The organism is Nocardia sp. NPDC056100, from assembly GCF_042266325.1.
GTDB lineage: Bacteria > Actinomycetota > Actinomycetes > Mycobacteriales > Mycobacteriaceae > Nocardia.
Window position 1 is genome coordinate 1,184,140 of record NZ_JBHJVY010000004.1, and the last position, 18,014, is coordinate 1,202,153.

16 protein-coding genes and 2 tRNA genes are annotated in these 18,014 nt (G+C 67.6%); 11 read left to right on the forward strand and 7 right to left on the reverse strand.

All coding sequences use genetic code 11. The annotated features are described in order from the left end of the window. Positions 1–27 precede the first annotated feature (27 nt). A complete protein-coding gene (locus tag ACFC0O_RS35855; protein WP_375965998.1) occupies positions 28–879 on the forward strand; it encodes an SDR family oxidoreductase in 852 nt (283 codons plus the stop codon). Between the two features lie 109 nt (positions 880–988). Here the strand turns inward: ACFC0O_RS35855 and ACFC0O_RS35860 are convergent, their stop codons facing one another. Beyond that, entirely contained in the window at positions 989–1,528 is a 540-nt protein-coding gene (locus tag ACFC0O_RS35860; RefSeq protein WP_375966001.1) for a transglycosylase family protein, read from the reverse strand. 534 nt (positions 1,529–2,062) lie between these two features. On the opposite strand from ACFC0O_RS35860, the gene ACFC0O_RS35865 reads away from it, so the two are divergent. The 3 genes from ACFC0O_RS35865 (at position 2,063) to ACFC0O_RS35875 (ending at position 3,947) form a co-directional block, all read left to right on the forward strand. Continuing rightward, a tRNA-Met gene (locus ACFC0O_RS35865) sits at positions 2,063–2,136 on the forward strand. Between the two features lie 108 nt (positions 2,137–2,244). Continuing rightward, positions 2,245–3,012, forward strand: a complete 768-nt coding sequence (locus ACFC0O_RS35870) for a trans-aconitate 2-methyltransferase (RefSeq protein WP_375966004.1) — start codon at positions 2,245–2,247, stop codon at positions 3,010–3,012. A gap of 143 nt (positions 3,013–3,155) precedes the next feature. Further along, positions 3,156–3,947 carry a PP2C family protein-serine/threonine phosphatase gene (locus ACFC0O_RS35875; protein WP_375966007.1) on the forward strand — a complete coding sequence of 264 codons (792 nt, stop codon included), beginning with the start codon at positions 3,156–3,158 and terminating at the stop codon, positions 3,945–3,947. Here ACFC0O_RS35875 and ACFC0O_RS35880 read toward each other — a convergent pair. Then, positions 3,932–4,780 carry a helix-turn-helix domain-containing protein gene (locus ACFC0O_RS35880; RefSeq protein ID WP_375966010.1) on the reverse strand — a complete coding sequence of 283 codons (849 nt, stop codon included), beginning with the start codon at positions 4,778–4,780 and terminating at the stop codon, positions 3,932–3,934. The two genes, ACFC0O_RS35875 and ACFC0O_RS35880, sit on opposite strands and share 16 nt — an antisense overlap. A 97-nt stretch (positions 4,781–4,877) precedes the next feature. Between ACFC0O_RS35880 and ACFC0O_RS35885 the strand changes: the two genes are divergently transcribed. The 3 genes from ACFC0O_RS35885 (at position 4,878) to ACFC0O_RS35895 (ending at position 5,896) form a co-directional block, all read left to right on the forward strand. Next, positions 4,878–5,270 carry a carboxymuconolactone decarboxylase family protein gene (locus ACFC0O_RS35885; RefSeq protein ID WP_375966013.1) on the forward strand — a complete coding sequence of 131 codons (393 nt, stop codon included), beginning with the start codon at positions 4,878–4,880 and terminating at the stop codon, positions 5,268–5,270. A gap of 18 nt (positions 5,271–5,288) precedes the next feature. Continuing rightward, positions 5,289–5,759 (forward strand): nuclear transport factor 2 family protein, encoded by a 471-nt coding sequence (locus ACFC0O_RS35890; protein WP_375966016.1) that lies wholly within the window; start codon positions 5,289–5,291, stop codon positions 5,757–5,759. Between the two features lie 63 nt (positions 5,760–5,822). Beyond that, positions 5,823–5,896: transfer RNA gene (locus tag ACFC0O_RS35895), tRNA-Met, on the forward strand. Between the two features lie 52 nt (positions 5,897–5,948). Here the strand turns inward: ACFC0O_RS35895 and ACFC0O_RS35900 are convergent. Continuing rightward, entirely contained in the window at positions 5,949–6,380 is a 432-nt protein-coding gene (locus tag ACFC0O_RS35900; RefSeq protein ID WP_375966019.1) for an SRPBCC family protein, read from the reverse strand. A gap of 32 nt (positions 6,381–6,412) precedes the next feature. Then, entirely contained in the window at positions 6,413–7,471 is a 1,059-nt protein-coding gene (locus tag ACFC0O_RS35905) for an AraC family transcriptional regulator ligand-binding domain-containing protein (RefSeq protein ID WP_375966022.1), read from the reverse strand. Positions 7,472–7,675: 204 nt separating this feature from the next. Here ACFC0O_RS35905 and ACFC0O_RS35910 point away from each other — a divergent pair, with 204 nt between their 5' ends. Further along, the gene (locus ACFC0O_RS35910; protein ID WP_375966025.1) at positions 7,676–10,327 is read left to right on the forward strand and encodes an AAA family ATPase; all 2,652 of its coding nucleotides are present in this window, start codon (positions 7,676–7,678) and stop codon (positions 10,325–10,327) included. Between the two features lie 8 nt (positions 10,328–10,335). Here ACFC0O_RS35910 and ACFC0O_RS35915 read toward each other — a convergent pair whose 3' ends face one another. Together ACFC0O_RS35915 and ACFC0O_RS35920 are read right to left on the reverse strand one after the other, a co-directional pair. Then, a complete protein-coding gene (locus ACFC0O_RS35915) occupies positions 10,336–12,822 on the reverse strand; it encodes an ABC transporter substrate-binding protein (protein ID WP_375966027.1) in 2,487 nt (828 codons plus the stop codon). A gap of 217 nt (positions 12,823–13,039) precedes the next feature. Continuing rightward, positions 13,040–13,687: an SDR family oxidoreductase gene (locus ACFC0O_RS35920; protein ID WP_375966029.1), complete on the reverse strand. Its 648-nt coding sequence runs from the start codon at positions 13,685–13,687 to the stop codon at positions 13,040–13,042. A 428-nt stretch (positions 13,688–14,115) separates the two neighbouring features. Between ACFC0O_RS35920 and ACFC0O_RS35925 the strand changes: the two genes are divergently transcribed. The 3 genes from ACFC0O_RS35925 (at position 14,116) to ACFC0O_RS35935 (ending at position 17,490) form a co-directional block, all read left to right on the forward strand. Then, positions 14,116–15,345: a transcriptional regulator gene (locus tag ACFC0O_RS35925; RefSeq protein ID WP_375966485.1), complete on the forward strand. Its 1,230-nt coding sequence runs from the start codon at positions 14,116–14,118 to the stop codon at positions 15,343–15,345. A gap of 94 nt (positions 15,346–15,439) precedes the next feature. Next, positions 15,440–16,963, forward strand: a complete 1,524-nt coding sequence (locus ACFC0O_RS35930) for an aldehyde dehydrogenase family protein (RefSeq protein WP_375966031.1) — start codon at positions 15,440–15,442, stop codon at positions 16,961–16,963. After that, a complete protein-coding gene (locus tag ACFC0O_RS35935; RefSeq protein ID WP_375966033.1) occupies positions 16,963–17,490 on the forward strand; it encodes a DUF779 domain-containing protein in 528 nt (175 codons plus the stop codon). Before ACFC0O_RS35930 ends, ACFC0O_RS35935 begins: the two co-directional genes overlap by 1 nt. Here ACFC0O_RS35935 and ACFC0O_RS35940 read toward each other — a convergent pair. Next, positions 17,397–17,933, reverse strand: a complete 537-nt coding sequence (locus tag ACFC0O_RS35940; RefSeq protein WP_375966035.1) for an anthrone oxygenase family protein — start codon at positions 17,931–17,933, stop codon at positions 17,397–17,399. The two genes, ACFC0O_RS35935 and ACFC0O_RS35940, sit on opposite strands and share 94 nt — an antisense overlap. Positions 17,934–18,014: the final 81 nt, after the last annotated feature.

Here is an 18,014-nt window from a genome sequence, read left to right on the forward strand (position 1 = left end):
AGAGCCGCTGAAGAGCTGGAGTGCGTGATGATTCTTGTGACCGGAGCAACCGGAACCGTTGGCCGAGCCGTGATCGACGGATTGCTCGAACTGGGCGCGCCGGTACGTGCGCTGGTCCGCCGTCCGGAGACCGCGGGACTGCCCGCCGGGGTCGAGGTGGTGCGCGGTGATCTCGGTGAGCCGGACAGTCTGGTCCCCGCGATGCGCGGTGTCGAGAGCGTGTTCCTGTTGTCGAGCGGACCCGAACTGCCCAAGCACGATGCGAATATCGCTGCCGCGGCGGCGGATTCGGAAGTGAGCCGGATCGTGAAACTGTCCTCGGGCCGGGCCGGGGACGATGCCGCGACCGATCCGATCCCGATGTGGCATCGTGCCGGTGAGGACGCGGTCCGGGCGAGCGGGATCCCGTGGACCATGGTGCGCCCCTTGGGTTTCATGTCCAATGCCCTGCACTGGGCTCCCGGCATCCGCGCCGCCGATACGGTGCGCGCCCCGTTCGGCCAGGGCCGCATCGCGGTGGTGGACCCGGTGGACATCGCCGCGGTCGCGGTGAGATCCCTTGTCGAACAGGGACATTCAGGCCGGGTGTACACCCTCAGCGGCCCGCAGCCGCTCTCGCCGGGCGAGCAGACCGATATCCTCGCCGAAGTTCTGGGCCGCCCGCTGCACTACGTCGAGACCTCGGCGGACGAATCACGCTCGGCCATAATCGGTTTCGGTGTCTCGCCGGAGATGGCCGACGCCATCACCGCCCTGCGCGCCACCGCGCTCGAGTCCTTCACCTCGGTGGTGCATCCGACCGTCGAACAGGTGACCGGCCGCCCGCCGCGCAGCTTCCGTGACTGGGCGCTCGCGCACCGCGCGGAGTTCGCCAACTGAGCGAATTGCCCTGCGGGACAAGAAAAGCGCTGCCGTCATGGGCGACGGCAGCGCTTTCCTGTCACTTCCGGTATGGGGAAGGAGTGCGCGGGCTCAGCGGGCCCGAGGCTCAGCGGCCCCAGGACTCGATGAGCGAGGCGTTCTGATCCAGCACCTGCTGGTACTGATCCTGCACGCCGAACTGCTGGGCGAGGCCACCGGCGGCGGTCTTGGCCTGATCGATCAGGACCTGCTTATCGCTGACCGGGGCGGGCGCGGGGAGGGCGGGCGCGGGCTCGACGACGGGCTCCGGCTCGGGCTCGGAGGCACCGGCGCGCAGGTACTGGCCGCAGACCGGCCAGGCGCCGACGCCCTGGCTCGCGAGCACGTTCTCGGCCACGCGGATCTGCTCGGCCTTGGAGGCGTTGGCCGCACTGCCCTGGCCGCCGTGTGCCGACCAGGTGCTGGGCGAGAACTGCAGGCCGCCGTAGTAGCCGTTGCCGGTGTTGATACCCCAGTTACCGCCGCTCTCGCACTGGGCGACGCCGTCCCAGTCGTGGGCGGGGGCTGCCGAGGCGGTCGCGGAGAAGCCGAACGGGACGGCAACAAGTGCACCGGTGACGGCGAGGAGGCCGAGGGCGCGGGTGTTGATCTTCCGGTTCTGTTTCATGGTGTTTTTCCCTCCCTGCGAACGACCGACCAGGCGTTTTGCTGCCGTGTCCCTGTCCCCAGGGGCTCTGGGTACCAAACCGCGGGACAGGGTTTCCGGCGTGCGGCGGTTCGGTGCGGTGCCCATCACGGGTTTGATCCGGGCCGAGACTGACGATAACGGGGGAATCTCGACAGATCACGTCTTGATAACTTCGGAATTGCATGAAGCGAATAACCGAAAAAATAGCCTTCATGCAGGTTGGCTATGCTGCAATTCGTAGATCCGATCGGTCTGTTATATGCTCGTGATGTGATTCAACTCACTGTGAAAATGTGACTCCAGTCACGTTTCGGGCGCGTTTCGCGGGACACGCGCGCAGGAAGGGCTTCCCAGGCGGAGGTTTTTCTGTCCAAGACCTCCGTTTTGCAACCATCCGGATGGTTGGAACCCGCTCCGCGCCGCCTTCAAGATCGGACCGACAATCGAAGAAACCGCCCCTGACCATACGATTTGGTACTGACTGCGAGCCGTGTGTAATGTTGTGTTCACCGACGCGGGGTGGAGCAGCTCGGTAGCTCGCTGGGCTCATAACCCAGAGGTCGCAGGTTCAAATCCTGTCCCCGCTACTAGCGAGAAGGCCCTCGAAGATCATTCTTCGAGGGCCTTCTCTCGTTTCGGCATATGCCTCGCGCGCTCGCGCGACCGCGCGCACCCGGCGGATTAGGGTGGCTGCCATGTGGGATCCGCGGCAGTATCTGGCCTTCGATGATCATCGAGCGCGGCCGTTCTTCGATCTGGTGCAGCGGGTGCGGGCCGAGCAGCCGCGCCGCGTGGTGGATCTGGGGTGCGGCCCCGGCAATCTGACGCTGACGCTGGGGGAGCGGTGGCCGGACGCGGCGCTGGAGGCTTCCGATTCCTCTCCGGAGATGGTGGCGGCGGCGCGGGCGCGCGGTATCGACGCGCGACTGGTGGATGTGCGGGAGTGGCGGCCGGGTCCGGATACCGATGTGGTGGTGACCAATGCGGTATTGCAGTGGGTGCCCGGTCATCCGGAGTTGATCGCGACGTGGGCGCAGGAGCTGCCCGCCGGGGCGTGGCTGGCGTTCCAGGTGCCCGGAAACTTCGACGCGCCTTCACATCTCGCGATTCGCACATTGGCCGGTACGGAACAGTGGCGGGAGCGACTGGCTCCCGCGGGGCTGCTCGAGCCGCGCGCGGTGCTCGATCCGGCCGGGTACGCCCAGGTGCTGACCGCGCAGGGGTGTGCCGTCGACGCTTGGGAGACAACCTATTTGCAGCGATTGACCGGTCCGGATCCGGTCCTGGAGTGGGTCACCGGCACGGCGCTCACCCCCGTCCGCGATGTGCTCGATGACACGGCCTGGGCCGAGTTCCGCGCCCAGCTCGCACCGCTGCTGCGCGAGGCGTATCCGCAGCAGCCGGACGGTGCGACCTGGCTACCGTTCCGCCGGATCTTCGTGGTCGCGCAGACCGCGCACTGATCCGCGATAACGTTCTGATCTCGGCTTTTGCCGGTTTCCACAGCAATCACACAGGCAAATCGGGAGTAGCGCACGGTTTTCGGCCGTTGAATGAGGGAGTGCTGGTCCACAGCACCCCGTGAGGCCGAGTCCCAGGAGGGGCCATGCACAGCGAGGCGTTCGAGATCGGCGCCGGAGATCCGGTGGAACCCGCAGACCAGGCGTGGCTGGGCAGGGTGGCGGGTGCGGCGGTGAGCCGGATCGGATCACGCACCATCAACGCCGACGCGGTGGCCACCTTCACCGATGAACGTTCGGGCCGAACGGCTTTCGTCGTCGCGGACGGCGTCGGCGATCATCTGGCGGCGGCGCGAGCCGCGCGGCTGGTGGCCCGGACGGCATCGCGGGTCGCGGTGGTACACGGTGCACGAGCGGGAATTCTTGCCGCACAAAAGGAATTGCTGCGCGAGCTGCCCGAGTCGGCCGCCGACAGCGTGCTGGTGGTGGCGGTGCTTCCCGCGGGCGGACAGCCCGATGGCCCGACCGATATCGCGTGGGTCGGCGACTGCCGGGCGTACCGCTGGAATGGCCGGGCGCTTCAGCGCATCACCACCGATCACACTGTGGCCGAATACTTCCGGTCCCGCGGTCATGAGCCGATGCCGGGTATGGCCCACCTGGTGACCACATCCGCGCGCACGGTGGAACCCGATCAGATCGGTCAGGCCGCCACCGGTTCGAGTGCCGGGCGACTACTGCTGTGCAGTGACGGCGTGGGCAAGAAGCTGGACATGGTGGCGATCAAAGCCCTGCTGGCAGCTGACAATTCGGCCGGTCACACCGCCGAGGCGCTGGTCGAGACGGCGCTGGCCAATGGCGGCAGGGATAACACCACCGCGCTGGTCGTGGACGCGCAGCTGCTGCGGGGCCTGTCTCCGGTTCAGCGGCTCACATAGGTTTGTGACGCGAGCACCCGGAGCGCGGCATCGGTCGCGGTGGCGGGATCCGGGCTGAAGGTGACCAGGCGCTGGCGCAGATCCCCCGGCAATTCCAGGTTTTCGTAATTCAGGGTCAGGACGCCGACGGTGGGATGGCGGAAATTCTTGGAGCCGTGCGTGCGCACCGCGACCTCGCCCGCCGACCAGAGTTCGGCGAATTCCGCACTGCCGGTGGACAGCTCGTCGAGCAGCGCGGTCAGTTCGAGATCCTCTGGATGGTCGCCCGCCGTGAGTCGCAGCGCAGCGACCGTGGCCGCCGCCACCTCGTCCCACTCCACGTAGAAGTCCCGCGCGGCCGTCTCCAGGAATAGGGTGCGCGCCAGATTCCCATTGTCCCGCAGCACATTCGAGATCGGCTCGAACAGTCGTCCGGCGAGCGCGTTGGACGCCAGCACATCGAATCGATCGGTGATCACCAGCGCGGGCACCTTGTCGACCAGGTCCAGCATGCTCCGCAATTGCGGCCGCACCTCGGCGGAAGTGGCCCGCGGCAGCTGATTTCGCGCCGGATTGGCGAGCCTGCCCAGGTATCCGCGTTCGGTGGCGTCCAGGCGCAGTACCTCGGCGAGTGCGTCGAGCACTTCGTTCGAGGGGTGATTGGCTCGGCCCTGTTCGAGCCGCTGGTAGTACTCCACGCTGATTCCCGCCAGCTGCGCCAGTTCCTCCCGGCGCAGTCCGGCCACCCGCCGCCGCGTCCGTCCAGAGGCGCCCGCGCGCAGTCCGACCTGTTCGGGAGTGATGCGGGCCCGCCGGGAGCGCAGGAATTCCCCCAGCGGATTGTGTGCGGCCATACCGCCCAGTCTGCCCGAATTCGGTGAGCCTGGCCCTCGGAGTACCCGGAACAAGGAGGATCTGGGTCCGCCCGCGCGCACCCGGCACGCTGATCCCATGCCCGACCGCTACGAACGAGGTATGGCCCGCCTGGCCGAACTGGGCGGCCCCACCGCCGCCCGCCACCGTGTCTACGACGCCCTCGCCGATATCGCTCCCGATCTGAGCCGCTACGCCGTTGAATTCGCCTACGGCGATATCCATGCCCGCCCCGGCCTGGACGCCGGCCGTCGCGAACTGGTGATCCTCGGCGTCCTCATCGGCCTGGGTTCCACCGATCCGCAACTCGAGGCGCACCTGACCACCGCGCTCAATGTCGGTGTCGCGCCGCAGGATCTGGTCGAGACGGTCATCCAGGCGCTGCCGTATGCGGGCTTCCCGCGGGTGCTCGCCGCGATGACCGTGGCACACCGCGTCTTCGACGCCCGAAATCTTCTCCCCCTCAACTGATTACATAGGAGTACCGCCATGACTTCAGCCCAGGATCGTGCCGACGTGATCGATGCCGCCACCACCATGATGTGGCGCATAGACACTCGCGATTGGGATGCCTTCCCCGGCGTCTTCGCAGATTCCGTGCGCCTCGACTACACCGCCATCTGGGGCGGCGACCCCGCCCACGTCACCCCCGCGCAAATCCACGCCGATTGGTCTCGCCTGCTCGGCGCTTTCGACGCCACCCAGCACCTGCTCGCCAACCACCTGGTCCAGGTCGACGGCGACACCGCCGTCCTGACCGCCGTCTTCCAGGCAATTCACCTGCTGGCCAACCCCTTCGGCTCCCCCCGCTGGACCCTGGGCGGCACCTACCGCATCGGCCTGCTCCGCACCGCGGACCACTGGCTCATCAACGACATCGCCATGACCCCCACCTGGGCCGACGGCAACAAGGAAATCCTCACCCTGGCCTCCGGCGGCATCCGCCCCGAAGCCGCCTGACCTCGCCCCCTTCGCCCGTTTTGGAGAATGTGTACACCCCGGGGTAACGTCTTCTTCACCCGACGCGGGGTGGAGCAGCTCGGTAGCTCGCTGGGCTCATAACCCAGAGGTCGCAGGTTCAAATCCTGTCCCCGCTACTACGAAGAATGGCCCGGAACCCCAGGTTCCGGGCCATTCTTCTGTTTCGGGTCAGCCGTAGAGCTTGACGAAGTTGTCCAGGGAGCGTTCGACGTCGCCGCGTAGGGCGCGGGCGACGGCGGAGCCGATGGGGCCGAACAGGGGTGCGCCGCCGAGGCTGAAATCGGCGGTGACCTTCGAACCGGACGGGCTCGGCGCGACGCGGAGTTCGATGCCGAATTTGGTGCCGCCGATGCCGGAACCGTTGAGTACCAGGCGGTTCGGGGGTTCGGCCGTTTTCACCACCCAGGTGACGCGGTTGCGGAAGCCTTTGACGGTGGCCACGCCGATGAGGCGGGTGCCGGGGGTGAGGTCGGCGGGTATCGGACCGCGCCAGCCCTCGTGCAGGGTCAGCCATTTGTCGAGTTCGGGCAGGTCGGAGGCGTGTGCCCAAGCCTGATCGGGCGGGATGGGGACGTCTACGGAGACATTCAGCTTTGCCACGAACCAGATGGTATCTGTTACATGGCGTAGCTCTAACGCCGGATCCCGGATGACCCGGGGGATCCGATCGAATCGGTGTCGCGCAGGTCGCGCCGGAAGTCGGTGACGCCCTGGCCGGACCAGCGGCGGATGGCGCGGCGCAGGGTGCGGGCGTCGGTGTAGCCGAGCCGGGCCGCGACCGACTGCACCGGTAGATCGGTGTGCCGCATGAGCTGGATCGCATTGTCGCGCCGGACCGATTCGACTTCCTGCCGCCAACTGGTGCCCAATTCGTATAGTCGGCGCTGTAGCGTGCGCGGGCTGATCTGGAGACGGCGTGCGGCTTCCTCGAGGCTGGTGTCGCCGTCGCGGAGCGCGCCGATGACGGTGTCGTGCAGGGTGGTTCGCCAATCTGGAGCCGGTCGTGATGTCGTCAGCAGCAACTCGGCGTACTTGCGGACCATCGCGCCCAGGTACGGGTCGGTGCCGGTGGGCAGATCACCCGCGTCCAGGAAGGTGATCTCCGCGCAGGGTGCGCCGAAATCGATTCGGGTGGTACCGAATTCGTCGACCAGGTGCCGGTACCGGTGAGTTGCGCTGTGGCTGAATGCCACTCGCACCGGCACCAGCCGCTGCCCGGTGGCCTCGCGCACGCGGCGCAGCATGATCGAGAGCATGAATTCCTGGATGGGCGGCAGCACCCCGTCGGGTTCGATGGCGGTGGTTTCCCGGATGGTGAGCAGCCGCCCGTCCACCTCCACCACCCAGTCGACCCCGGGATCGGTGACAACTCCGCGCAATCCGATCGCGATGCGCACGCTTTCCGCCAGGGTCGGGGCGCAGGTGAACAGGTAGTCCCAGACGTGCAGGCCGCCGTGCCCGGCCGCGGCGGTGGCGAGCAGTCCGGAGCCGGGCCCCGCGGTCGCGTCGATGAGTTCCCAGGCCCGCCAGGCCCATTCGGTCGGCACCCGCAGCTGATCGTCGGCCAGGACGGCCGGATTCACGCTCGGGCTGATCGCATCGAGTTCGGTGGCCGGAACCCCGGCGGTGAGCGCGGTGGTGCGGATCAGTCCGGCCAGCCGGGTGGAGGTGGTGCCGGTGATCACGGGCATCGCGGGCCGGGTTCTCGGTGACACCGCGCGGAAAGCATGTCGTACCTTTCGGTTCGGTGGATACGGGTCTGGTCGATCCTGTGTGAAGAACTGGTCCGGGCACATCCGCAATCGCCGCCCGGAGCTACCTACGGGACCGATCCTCAGCACGTAGCCCGAGGTCGGACGGGCCGTCGCGGGTCCGAACCTCTAGGCTTCCGCTTCGTGTCGGTAGGTCCTGATCCATTCGGCGTCGGTATGCCGATGGGCACCGACGGATTCATAGGGCGTGACGGCGAACTGGACCGCGTGACGACCCTGCTCGCGGGCTCCGCGCGGCTGGTGACACTGGTCGGGCCCGGCGGCATCGGTAAGACCCGGCTGGCCATGGCGATCGCCGCGCGGCTGCGCGAAGACCCTCGGCTGCCGGTGTATTGGGTGCATCTGGCCCGACTGCCCCGGGATGCGAGCGCGGCCGTGGTGATGGATGAGATCGCGGGTGCGGTGCTGGAAGGCGACTTCTCCGGACGCACCGGGCGACAGGCGCTGATCGACGCCCTCGAACGCCCGGCCGGCGCAGCCGACATGGACGAGGCGGCCCGGCGAACGGTTGTGGTGCTGGACAATTGCGAACATCTGCTCGCGGCAGCGGGACTGGTGATCGCGGATCTGCTCGGAGCCATTCCCGCGTTGTCGGTGCTGGCCACCAGCCGTACCGCGATCGGCTGGGCTGAGGAGCACATCGCCGTGGTCCCCCCGCTGGCCTGGGATCAGGCGATGACGCTGTTCCGGCAGCGAGCGGAGCTGTCGGGGCGGCCGGTGGGGGAGAGCGATACCGCCGTGGTGCGGCAGATCTGCTGGCATCTGCACTATTTCCCGCTGTACATCCGGCTGGCGGCGGCGCGACTGCGCTACCAGTCTCCGGCGATGGTGCTGCGCGATCTGGGCGGCGCCGAGGCGGACCGCAGGCTGCGCTGGTCGCCGGGGTTCCGGGTGGGCGTCGATGAGCGGCATCGCGATATCGGCGCGGTCATCGGCTGGTCGTATGAGCTGTGCGAGCCGAAGGAACGCCTGCTGTTCGCGCGGCTGGCGGTGTTCGCGACCGGCTATGACGCCGATCGGGACGGGGGCGATCGGGACGGCGGTTCGGCCTCGGAGACCGGGGCCGATATCGAAGCGATCGAATCGGTCTGTGCCGGAGCCGATTCGGGTGGCTTGGAGCGGTATGAGATCGCAGGTCTCTTGGAACAGCTGGTCGATCGTTCGCTGGTGTCGATCCACCTCGGCGGTGAGACCGCGCGATTCTCGCTGCTGGAGAGCTTCCAGGTATTCGCGCGCGAGCGCCTGATCGAGTCCGGGGAATGGCTCGAGCTGACCGCCCGGCATCGCGACTATTACCGAGATCAGGTGCAGGCGGTGAGCACCGGCTGGGTCAGCCCGCGCGAACAGGAGCTGCTGGTCCGGACCCGGGCGGCGTGGGACAACATCCTGTGCGCCGTCGAGGGCAGTCTGGCCGATCCGGACCGGGCGGTCATCGGCCTGGAAATGGCGGTCGGACTCGCCACCTCGCGAATCCCATTCCTGCGCGGCTCTTTACGCGAATCGCGAAGTCTGATCGAGCGCGCACTGGCGGCGGCGTGCGCATCGGGACACTGCCCGCCCGAACTGGAGGTGTCGACCCGCGCGCTGATCGGCTGGCTCAGCATGTGCCAGGGTCTGCCCGGCGAGGCCGAGCAGATTCTGACCGAATGCGTGGCCGCGAGCCTGCCGGACGGCATCCGGCCCGATGTCCTCGATGACGGTGGAACGGCCGAAATCGGTTCGGATCGAATGCATTCGACTGCCGATCGTGACAGCGCCATGGTGACCGGCTCCGACCGGCTGAACCCGGCCGTCGATCACGGACTTCCCGCCGCGGTCGAATATCTATGGGGCGGCACGTTGTGGTTGGTGCATGCCGATCCCGTTGCGGCGGTGGTGCTTTCGCGAGCGGTCGATAAGTTCGAGGCGGCGGGGGATCCCGGTGGCGCTGCCATGAGTGGATTGTTCGAGGCGCTGTCGGCGGCGTTCCACGGCACCGCCGAGCAGGCGCTCGCGGTCACCGGCGCGCAGTCGGAGCGGATGGTGGCGGCCGGGGCGCAATGGGCGATCACGTGGGCTCGATTCGCGCGCGCCATCGCGGTGTGCGCGCACGGTGATCCGAAAGCGGCTCTCGCACTGTGTGATGCGGGGCTGGCCTGGCAGATTCCGATGCGCGATCACTGGGGCGGGGTGTGGGGGCTGCATATCCGGGCGTGGATTCTTTCCCGGTTGATCACCGCGCTGCCGTCTGCCCTCGATGCTCGGGCGGTGCCGTGGGCGCTCGATATCGCGCGGCTGCTGGGCGGCACCGCGGAACTGCGCCGCCGATTGGGTTTCGAGGTCGCCAATCTGCGGCCGTTCGCGGAAATCACCGCCGAAGCGGTCGAGGTGGCGACGAAGGTACTGGGGGACAAGGCTTTCCGGACCGTCGCGAGCGAGGGTGCGGCGATCCCCGAAGCCGGGCGACTGCTCGCTGCCTGCTCCGACACCGATCACCTCGCTCAACCCGGCATGCCCGCGCTCGAGTCGGCACACAGGTTCACGAACTCGCGGGAGTCCACATCCGCGACCGAGTTCGAGCCGGACCCTTCTCGCGAACAGCTGCGGGCGTGGAGTGCGCTGACCGGTGCCGAGCAACAGGTGGCAACGCTGGTCGCGGCGGGATTCACCAACGCGGCGATCGCCGCGCGGCGCGGCACCTCCGTGCGCACGGTGGATTCCCAGGTCGCATCGATCCTGTCCAAGCTGATGATCAACTCCCGCAGGGATATTCGACCACCGTTCCAGCGCCGGTGAGGTCCGGCTCAGTCCAGTCGGTAGAGCCAGACGCGCGGGTCGGTGAGTTCGCCGGTGGCGGACCAGGAGTAGGTGTGCGCAATACCGTCGCCGTGATAGTTGTGCAGATACGTGCGCAGGTCCGCCCGGGTGACGCGGCCGGAGGCTATGCCTCGCAAGACGATTGCGGTGAGGTCGTACGCCTCGACGGCGTGCGGGGCCGGAGCCGCGCCGGTGGCGGTTCGGTAGTCGGTCTGGAAGCGATCGGTGGGAGGACCGCACGGGCAAGCCACGATCGCGCCCTTGGCGGCGGCACCGGCGTCGCCGCGGAACAGCGGATCGTACCCACCGTCGCCGAGGACGAAAGTCGCTGATACACCGGCATTTCGGAGCTGGGTCAGCAGCTTCGCCGCGGCCTTCGCATAGCCGGAGTAGTAGATCGCGTCCGGGTGGGCGTCCGCGAGGGCGGTCACGGCCGCCGCCGGATCGGCATCGGGATCGATGCTGACCTCGCAGGACTTCGCCGTGCCGAGGCCCTCGATCACATTGTCGGCCAGTTCGTTTCCGAAGCCGCCGCCGGTATCCCGCACCACGCAGACGTGTGCGAAGCCCGCCGTCTCGGCCAGGTAGCGGCCGACGGCCGGGCCCTGGACGTGGTCATTGGCCAGCCCGCGGAAGAATCCGGACCAGCGCCACTGCGCCAGTAGGGGATTGGTCGCCACCGGGGTGAGGAACGGCAGTCCCGCCCCGTCCAGGGTGCTGCCCGCCGCGATGACCTCCCCGGACAGCGCGGGCCCGATCACCGCGACAATGGATTCGTCATCGGCGATGCGCGCGGCCGCCTGCGTGGCGGTCTCCTGATCACCGGCGGTATCGAATTCGCGCAGGGTGACCGGGCAGGCATTGTTCCCGCCCCGCAGGAACTGGTTCACCGCCAGCCGGACGCCGCCGATCACATTGCGCCCCAATGACGCATCCTTACCGGATAGCGGCAGCGCCGCCGCGATCGATACCGGTTTGCAGAACAGCCTGCCGTCATTGGCCGGATCCAGCACCGATTTCGTTTCGTCGACCGGGTTGCCGTTCACATCGATCCGGGTGAGCGGGGTGAAGCCGGGATAGAGCGCGGCATGCGTTGCCGCGTTCGGCGGCGAGATCTTCGGCCGCGCGGCGGAATCATGTGCCGCCCAGAAGATTCCGCAGGCCGCGGCGATCACCACGACGAGTGCTCCGGCTCCGGCCGCGATCCGCCGGTTGCGCGGTCGCGCGCCGCGATCGGCGGGTGCGCCGCCATCGCGCCGTGCGCCGGTGGCGATCCCGGCGTCGGTGCGGCCCGGTGCGCCGCTGTCAGCCCTCGATCCGTTGTCGGACGGTGCGCCGCTGTCAGCCCTCGATCCGGTATCGGGCGGCGTTCCGGAATCGGACCTCGAACCGTTGCGGGCGGGCCTGCCGTCGTCGAGGTCCGCGCCGTCGTCGGTGTGCGTTCCGGGGTCGGTCGGAAGTTCCGAATCATTGCGGGGCCGTGCCGCTTCCAGCGCGGTGACATCGCCGACCACGGGCAGGACGAGCGTGGCCGGGCCGCCCGGTGTGCTCGTGACCAGGGTCGGCGCGGATGCCAGGTTCGCGGGTTCGGCGACCTCGAAGGGCCGTGTCGCCGGTGCGAACTCCGGTGTCGCCGCCGGATCGGCGGTCAGCGCGCGTGCGGCCGCGGCGGCGAACTCGCGGCAGGATTCGAATCGATCGCCCGGTCGTTTGGCCAGACCGCGTTCGAACACCTCGTTCAATGCTTCGGGCAGCCCCGGCCGCCGATCGGTGAGCCGTGGCACCGGATGTTGCAGATGCCCCGCGACGACTCCGGCCGCGGTCTCGGACTGGAACGGCGTCGACCCGGTGAGCAGGCGAAACAGCGTGCACGCCAGCGAATATTGATCGGAGCGGTGATCGAGCGCCTCACCCGAGAGCTGCTCGGGTGAGGCATAGGTGAGGGTCGCGGCGAGGGTGCCGGTTCTGGTCAATTCCGTCGAATCGTCGCGCAGGCGTCCGATCCCGAAGTCCGTCAGCAGAATGCGCCGCTTCTGGCCCGGCGTCTCCCGGGTCAGCAGGATATTGGCGGGTTTCACATCGCGATGCAGTACGCCCATCGAATGCGCGTGGTCCAGGGCCTTGGCGGTCTCGGCCGCGATCCGCACCGCGTCCCGGGGCGGCAGGCGGAAGGGATCGACGGCGGACGCATCGCCCCCGTCGACGTATTGCATGGCGATCCAGAGTCGCCCGTCCTCGACGCCTCGATCGTGCACGGTGACGATATTCGGATGGTCCAGCCGGGCGACGAGTTCGGCCTCGCGCTCGAATCTGGCCCGGGTCAGCCCATCCGAGGCCAGTTCCCGCGCCAGCAGTTTGATCGCCACCAGCCGGGGCAGTCGCGGGTGCCGGGCGAGATACACCTCGCCCATCCCGCCCCCGCCGAGTCGGCGCTCGATCACAAATCCCGCGAATTCCTCGCCCGCACGCACCATTCGGCCCCTCGATACCGCAAAACCCTTCGAACCCTACCGCTTCGGCGCGTCCCGCTCATCCAGCCGTTCGGCTCGCGGGCAGCGGGCGGCGGTCCGGATCGCGGCGGATCGATTGGGGCGCAACCGATCACCCGTCGGGCGAGCTACCCGTCCGGTCCTGATCGCCACGATCGGCGACGGACCGGACGCGGTCACGCTGCTCTGAGGGTGTCGCCGATTACAGCGCCTTCACGGAGTCCTCGACGGTGCTGTCTCCACTGATCAGTTCGAGGACCCGGCCCGCTCCCGCGCCGGTGACCAGCAATTCGGACAGCACGGCCGCCACATCGGCGCGGGGAATGCTTCCGGCGGGGACGGTATCGGCGAGCCGGACCGCTCCGGTGGGAGCGTCGTCGAGCAGCCGTCCCGGCCGCAGAATCGTCCAGTCCAGGTCGCGGGCGCGAAGATCGTTCTCCGCCTGGGTTTTAGCGTCGATGTAGGCGATCCACGATTCGTCGCCCCCGGTGGCGGGTTTGCCCGCGCCCATGGTGGAGATCTGGAGGAATCGCCGGATTCCGGCCTGTTCGGCGGCTTCGGCGAGCCGCACCGACCCGTCCCGGTCGACCGTGTACTTGCGTTCGGTCCCGCTGCCGGGTCCGGCACCGGCCGCGAACACGACCGCGTCCACGCCCTGCAGCGCGGCCGCGAGTTCCGCCGCGCCCCGTTGTTCGAGATCGAGCACGACGGGCTCGCCGCCCGCCGCCTCGACCTCCGCCGCGTGCTCCGGATTCCGGATCACGCCCAGCACCTGCTGCCCGCGTTCGCTGAGCAGTCCGGTGAGCTGGAGTGCTATCTGCCCGTGTCCGCCGATGATTGCGATTCGCATGATTACGAGCCTACGGCGGACCGGTATCAGCCGATGAAGGCCAGGACCCTGGTGACGGTCTCCGTGACCGCCTGGGGCATGAGGGTCATCACGGAGACGACCGCTATTCCGAGGAGCGCCAGCATATGTATTCGGCCCTTTCTTGGGTTATTCGAAACCGTGCGCGAAATGACTCAGGTCGAAATCATGGAATGCCGAATCGAATGGGCGAATAGGTCGCTCCGATGGCACGCGCGATGCTAACACCGGCGAAATTCGGTGTGCCCGCTCGACACGCGGCGATCGGCGAAGGCCGCCCGCCACTTTCGCGTTCGGCGTTACAGTGGAAGACGGGGGAACGTGAAGGACAGCGATTGAGCACTGTTGCGCAGGGCAGCCCGTGGGTTGCCGTCCGGCCGGATGACGACGTCACGCAGCTGGCGTTGCGAATGTCGTTCGCGCACAACTCCTTTATCGACGGCCGCCAGCTTCCGACGGTGCGCCCGGGCGGGGATTCGGTGCGGTCGGTGGTGCTGGATTCGTGGCGGCGCAGCCGCAGCAACGGGGTGGATCCGGATGGTTTCGGCGGTGCGGTGGATTTGACCGCGCCCGAGTTGAAGCGCTATCGGGCAACCCATCCCACGGCGTCGATTCGCCCGGTGGTCCGCAAACTGCTCGTCGAGGACGCGGCCGATGCCGGATTGCTGGTGGCGATCAGTGACGCACAGGGCCGACTGCTCTGGGTGGAGGGTGATCGCCGGGTCAAGGATCGCGCCACCGGAATGAATTTCGTCGAGGGCGCGGACTGGAGTGAGGATCGGGTCGGCACCAATGCCCCGGGGACCGCGCTCGCGCTGGATCATCACGTCCAGATTTTCGGGGCCGAGCATTTCAGCCGGGCAGTGCACGAATTCAGTTGCACCGCAGCGCCCGTGCACGATCCGAGCAGCGGCCGGGTCATCGGCGCGATCGATATCACCGGCGGGCCGCGAGTCGCCGGACCGGAGATGCTGTCGCTGATCCGGGCGACGGTGGTGGCCGCGGAATCGGAGTTGCGATTGCGGTTGCTCGGTGCGCCGTCGCCGCCGGATTCCGCATTGGCGCGATTGCAGGTGCTCGGTGCGGGACGGCCGGTGCTCACCGTCGACGGTGAGCGAATTCGCCTGTCGCAGCGGCACGCCGAGATTCTGGTGTTGCTCGCCGATCATCCGGAGGGGTTGAGCGCCGACCATCTGGCGATGCTGCTCGACGAGTCCGAATTGGATCCGGTGACGGTGCGCGCGGAACTGTCCCGGGTGCGAAAGATCGTGGGCGCGAACGGTTTGGCGTCGCGACCGTATCGGCTGCTGCTGGATCTGGATACCGATATCGGTGCGGTGCGCCGGGCGCTGGCGCACGGTGACGCGGCGGCGGCGCTGCGCGCGTATCCGGGTCCGATGCTGCCGCGCTCGCTCGCGCCCGGAATCATGGAGGCGCGCGCCGAACTGCACTGCCGGGTGCGGGCCGCGCTGCTGGCGGCGGGTGATCGGCGCTTGCTGGCGCGCTGGACCAGTTCGGTGGACGGGCGCGAGGATATCGCGGCCTGGTCCGCGTATCTGGCGTCGCTGGACCGGGATTCGCCGATGTATGCCCAGGCCGAGGCGCAATTGGCGCTCATAGACCGAAAATTGGGCATCTGACCAGTTTTATGCAACGGTAGCGCAACAGCCGCGCTCGTAGTGTCCTGGATCACATCTGACATCGCAGGAACCGTCAGCAGATTCAGGAGTATCGATGACCGTCTTCGCGCGCCCCGGCACCACCGGGGCAGCCATGTCCTTCCAGTCCCGCTACGAGAACTGGATCGGCGGTGAATGGGTCGCACCCGTCAAGGGGCAGTACTTCGAGAACCCGACGCCGGTGACCGGGCAGACCTTCTGCGAAATCGCGCGCGGCACCGCCGAGGATATCGAGCTCGCGCTGGACGCCGCGCACGCCGCCGCACCCGCCTGGGGTAAGACCACGGTCGCCGAGCGCTCGCTGATCCTCAATAAGATCGCCGATCGAATCGCGGAGAACCTCGAGGCCATCGCGCTCGCCGAGAGCTGGGATAACGGCAAGCCGATCCGCGAGACCATGGCCGCGGATATCCCGCTCGCCATCGACCATCTGCGCTACTTCGCGGGAGCCGTTCGCGCACAAGAGGGTTCGATCTCCGAGATCGACAGCCAGACCGTCGCCTACCACTTCCACGAACCGCTCGGCGTTGTCGGGCAGATCATTCCGTGGAACTTCCCGATCCTGATGGCCATCTGGAAGCTCGCGCCCGCGCTCGCCGCCGGAAACGCCGTGGTGCTCAAGCCCGCCGAGCAGACCCCGGCCTCGATCCTGTTCCTGATGAGCATCATCGGCGATCTGCTGCCCCCGGGCGTGGTGAACATCGTCAACGGCTTCGGCGTCGAGGCGGGTAAACCGCTCGCGTCCAGCCCGCGCATCAAGAAGATCGCGTTCACCGGTGAGACCACCACCGGGCGGCTGATCATGCAGTACGCCTCGCAGAACCTGATCCCGGTGACGCTGGAACTCGGCGGCAAGAGCCCGAATATCTTCTTCTCCGATGTGCTCGCCGCCAATGACGATTTCCAGGACAGCGCGCTCGAGGGTTTCGCCATGTTCGCGCTCAATCAGGGCGAGGTCTGCACCTGTCCGTCGCGCGCGCTGATCCAGTCCGATATCTACGACGAGTTCCTGAGCGCGGCCGTGGTGCGCACCAAGGCGGTGCGGCAGGGGGATCCGCTCGATACCGAGACGATGATCGGCGCGCAGGCCAGCAATGACCAGCTGGAGAAGATCCTGTCCTATATCGAGATCGGCAAGGGTGAGGGCGCGACCCTGCTCACCGGTGGTGAGCGCGTGGATTTGGGTGGCGATCTGTCCGGCGGCTACTACGTGCAGCCGACCGTGTTCACCGGCAGCAATTCCATGCGGATCTTCCAGGAGGAGATCTTCGGACCCGTCGTCTCGGTGACCTCGTTCACCGATTACGACGATGCCATCAAGATCGCCAATGACACGCTGTACGGGCTCGGCGCGGGCGTCTGGTCGCGCGATGGCGGGGTGGCCTACAAGGCCGGGCGCGATATCCAGGCCGGGCGGGTGTGGACCAACACCTATCACCAGTACCCGGCACATGCCGCGTTCGGCGGTTACAAGCAGTCCGGTATCGGCCGCGAGAACCACCGCATGATGCTCGACCACTACCAGCAGACCAAGAACCTCCTGGTCAGCTATGCGTCGAAGGCGCAAGGCTTCTTCTGATGCCCGAGCCCCGGCGCGTGCGCGCCACCGCGGCGGCGATGGATCTGCTCCGTCGCCTCCGCGATTCGCACGGTCCGCTCATGCTGCACCAGTCCGGCGGGTGCTGCGACGGCTCGTCGCCGATGTGTTATCCCGCAGGGGAATTCATCGTCGGCGATGCCGATGTGCTGCTCGGGCTGCTGGATCTGCGGCTGCGGGCCGATGAGCTGCCCGAAATCGAGCCTGCACCGGAAGATATTGCGCCGGTGTGGATTTCGGGACCGCAGTTCGCAGCCTGGCGGCATACCCAGCTCGTGCTCGATATGGTGCCCGGACGCGGTTCGGGATTCAGTCTCGAAAGCCCCGAGGGATTCCGATTCCTCAGTCGCGGAAGGGTTTACGATCCGGAGGAATTGAGCGCACTGGCCGCGTCCGCGATCATCACCGGCGCGGACTACGAGCTCGGAGCCCGACCGGCGGCCGCCATCGAACCCCAGGTGGTCGCCGAGGCCGTCGACGCCTGTCCGGTCCCCGAGCGCCAGGGCTGAGTGACCGCGGCGATCGCCAGGACGAAAGCGACCAGGGCACAACCGGTTCGGGTGAAGTGGAACATCTCCCAGCGGTGCAGTTGGGCGGCGTAATCGGCGGGCGGGCCGCTGATCGCCCAGACCTTGATGTGCTGGTTGATCGGGACATTGCCGAAACGGGTGATGAGGAAGGACGCCACCGCCAGGGCCGAGGCGGTGGCGGCCAGCAGTCGGGTCGCGCCCCGGCCGGGGATCGCGAGTGTCAGGGTGCTCAGAATCGTCAGGGCCATGAGCGATTGCATGACCGGGCCGTTGACCCGCATGAGCGCGGTATGGAAGGTGAATCGGACATCGAGTGGGACCTCGCGGAAGGCGTAGAGGACATTGACCGCGCCGTAGCCGAAGGCTCCGGCCAGTAGGCCCGGAAACAGCAGGGCCGCCGCGCGAACGAGTTTCGACAGCATGGGACTCCCGTCCTGAATTATCGCAACAGTGAGTTGCGATAGGGTCGAGCATGCCCGTGCCTGTTCGATATCGCAACTAGG

What these genes read in the sequence shown, in the direction of transcription:
- ACFC0O_RS35855 (WP_375965998.1), top strand. Translation starts at nt 28, where the DNA reads ATGATTCTTGTGACCGGAGCAACCGGAACCGTTGGCCGAGCCGTGATC.
- ACFC0O_RS35860 (WP_375966001.1), bottom strand. Translation starts at nt 1,528, where the DNA reads ATGAAACAGAACCGGAAGATCAACACCCGCGCCCTCGGCCTCCTCGCC.
- ACFC0O_RS35870 (WP_375966004.1), top strand. Translation starts at nt 2,245, where the DNA reads ATGTGGGATCCGCGGCAGTATCTGGCCTTCGATGATCATCGAGCGCGG.
- ACFC0O_RS35875 (WP_375966007.1), top strand. Translation starts at nt 3,156, where the DNA reads ATGCACAGCGAGGCGTTCGAGATCGGCGCCGGAGATCCGGTGGAACCC.
- ACFC0O_RS35880 (WP_375966010.1), bottom strand. Translation starts at nt 4,780, where the DNA reads ATGGCCGCACACAATCCGCTGGGGGAATTCCTGCGCTCCCGGCGGGCC.
- ACFC0O_RS35885 (WP_375966013.1), top strand. Translation starts at nt 4,878, where the DNA reads ATGCCCGACCGCTACGAACGAGGTATGGCCCGCCTGGCCGAACTGGGC.
- ACFC0O_RS35890 (WP_375966016.1), top strand. Translation starts at nt 5,289, where the DNA reads ATGACTTCAGCCCAGGATCGTGCCGACGTGATCGATGCCGCCACCACC.
- ACFC0O_RS35905 (WP_375966022.1), bottom strand. Translation starts at nt 7,471, where the DNA reads ATGCCCGTGATCACCGGCACCACCTCCACCCGGCTGGCCGGACTGATC.
- ACFC0O_RS35915 (WP_375966027.1), bottom strand. Translation starts at nt 12,822, where the DNA reads ATGGTGCGTGCGGGCGAGGAATTCGCGGGATTTGTGATCGAGCGCCGA.
- ACFC0O_RS35920 (WP_375966029.1), bottom strand. Translation starts at nt 13,687, where the DNA reads ATGCGAATCGCAATCATCGGCGGACACGGGCAGATAGCACTCCAGCTC.
- ACFC0O_RS35925 (WP_375966485.1), top strand. Translation starts at nt 14,116, where the DNA reads ATGTCGTTCGCGCACAACTCCTTTATCGACGGCCGCCAGCTTCCGACG.
- ACFC0O_RS35930 (WP_375966031.1), top strand. Translation starts at nt 15,440, where the DNA reads ATGACCGTCTTCGCGCGCCCCGGCACCACCGGGGCAGCCATGTCCTTC.
- ACFC0O_RS35935 (WP_375966033.1), top strand. Translation starts at nt 16,963, where the DNA reads ATGCCCGAGCCCCGGCGCGTGCGCGCCACCGCGGCGGCGATGGATCTG.
- ACFC0O_RS35940 (WP_375966035.1), bottom strand. Translation starts at nt 17,933, where the DNA reads ATGCTGTCGAAACTCGTTCGCGCGGCGGCCCTGCTGTTTCCGGGCCTA.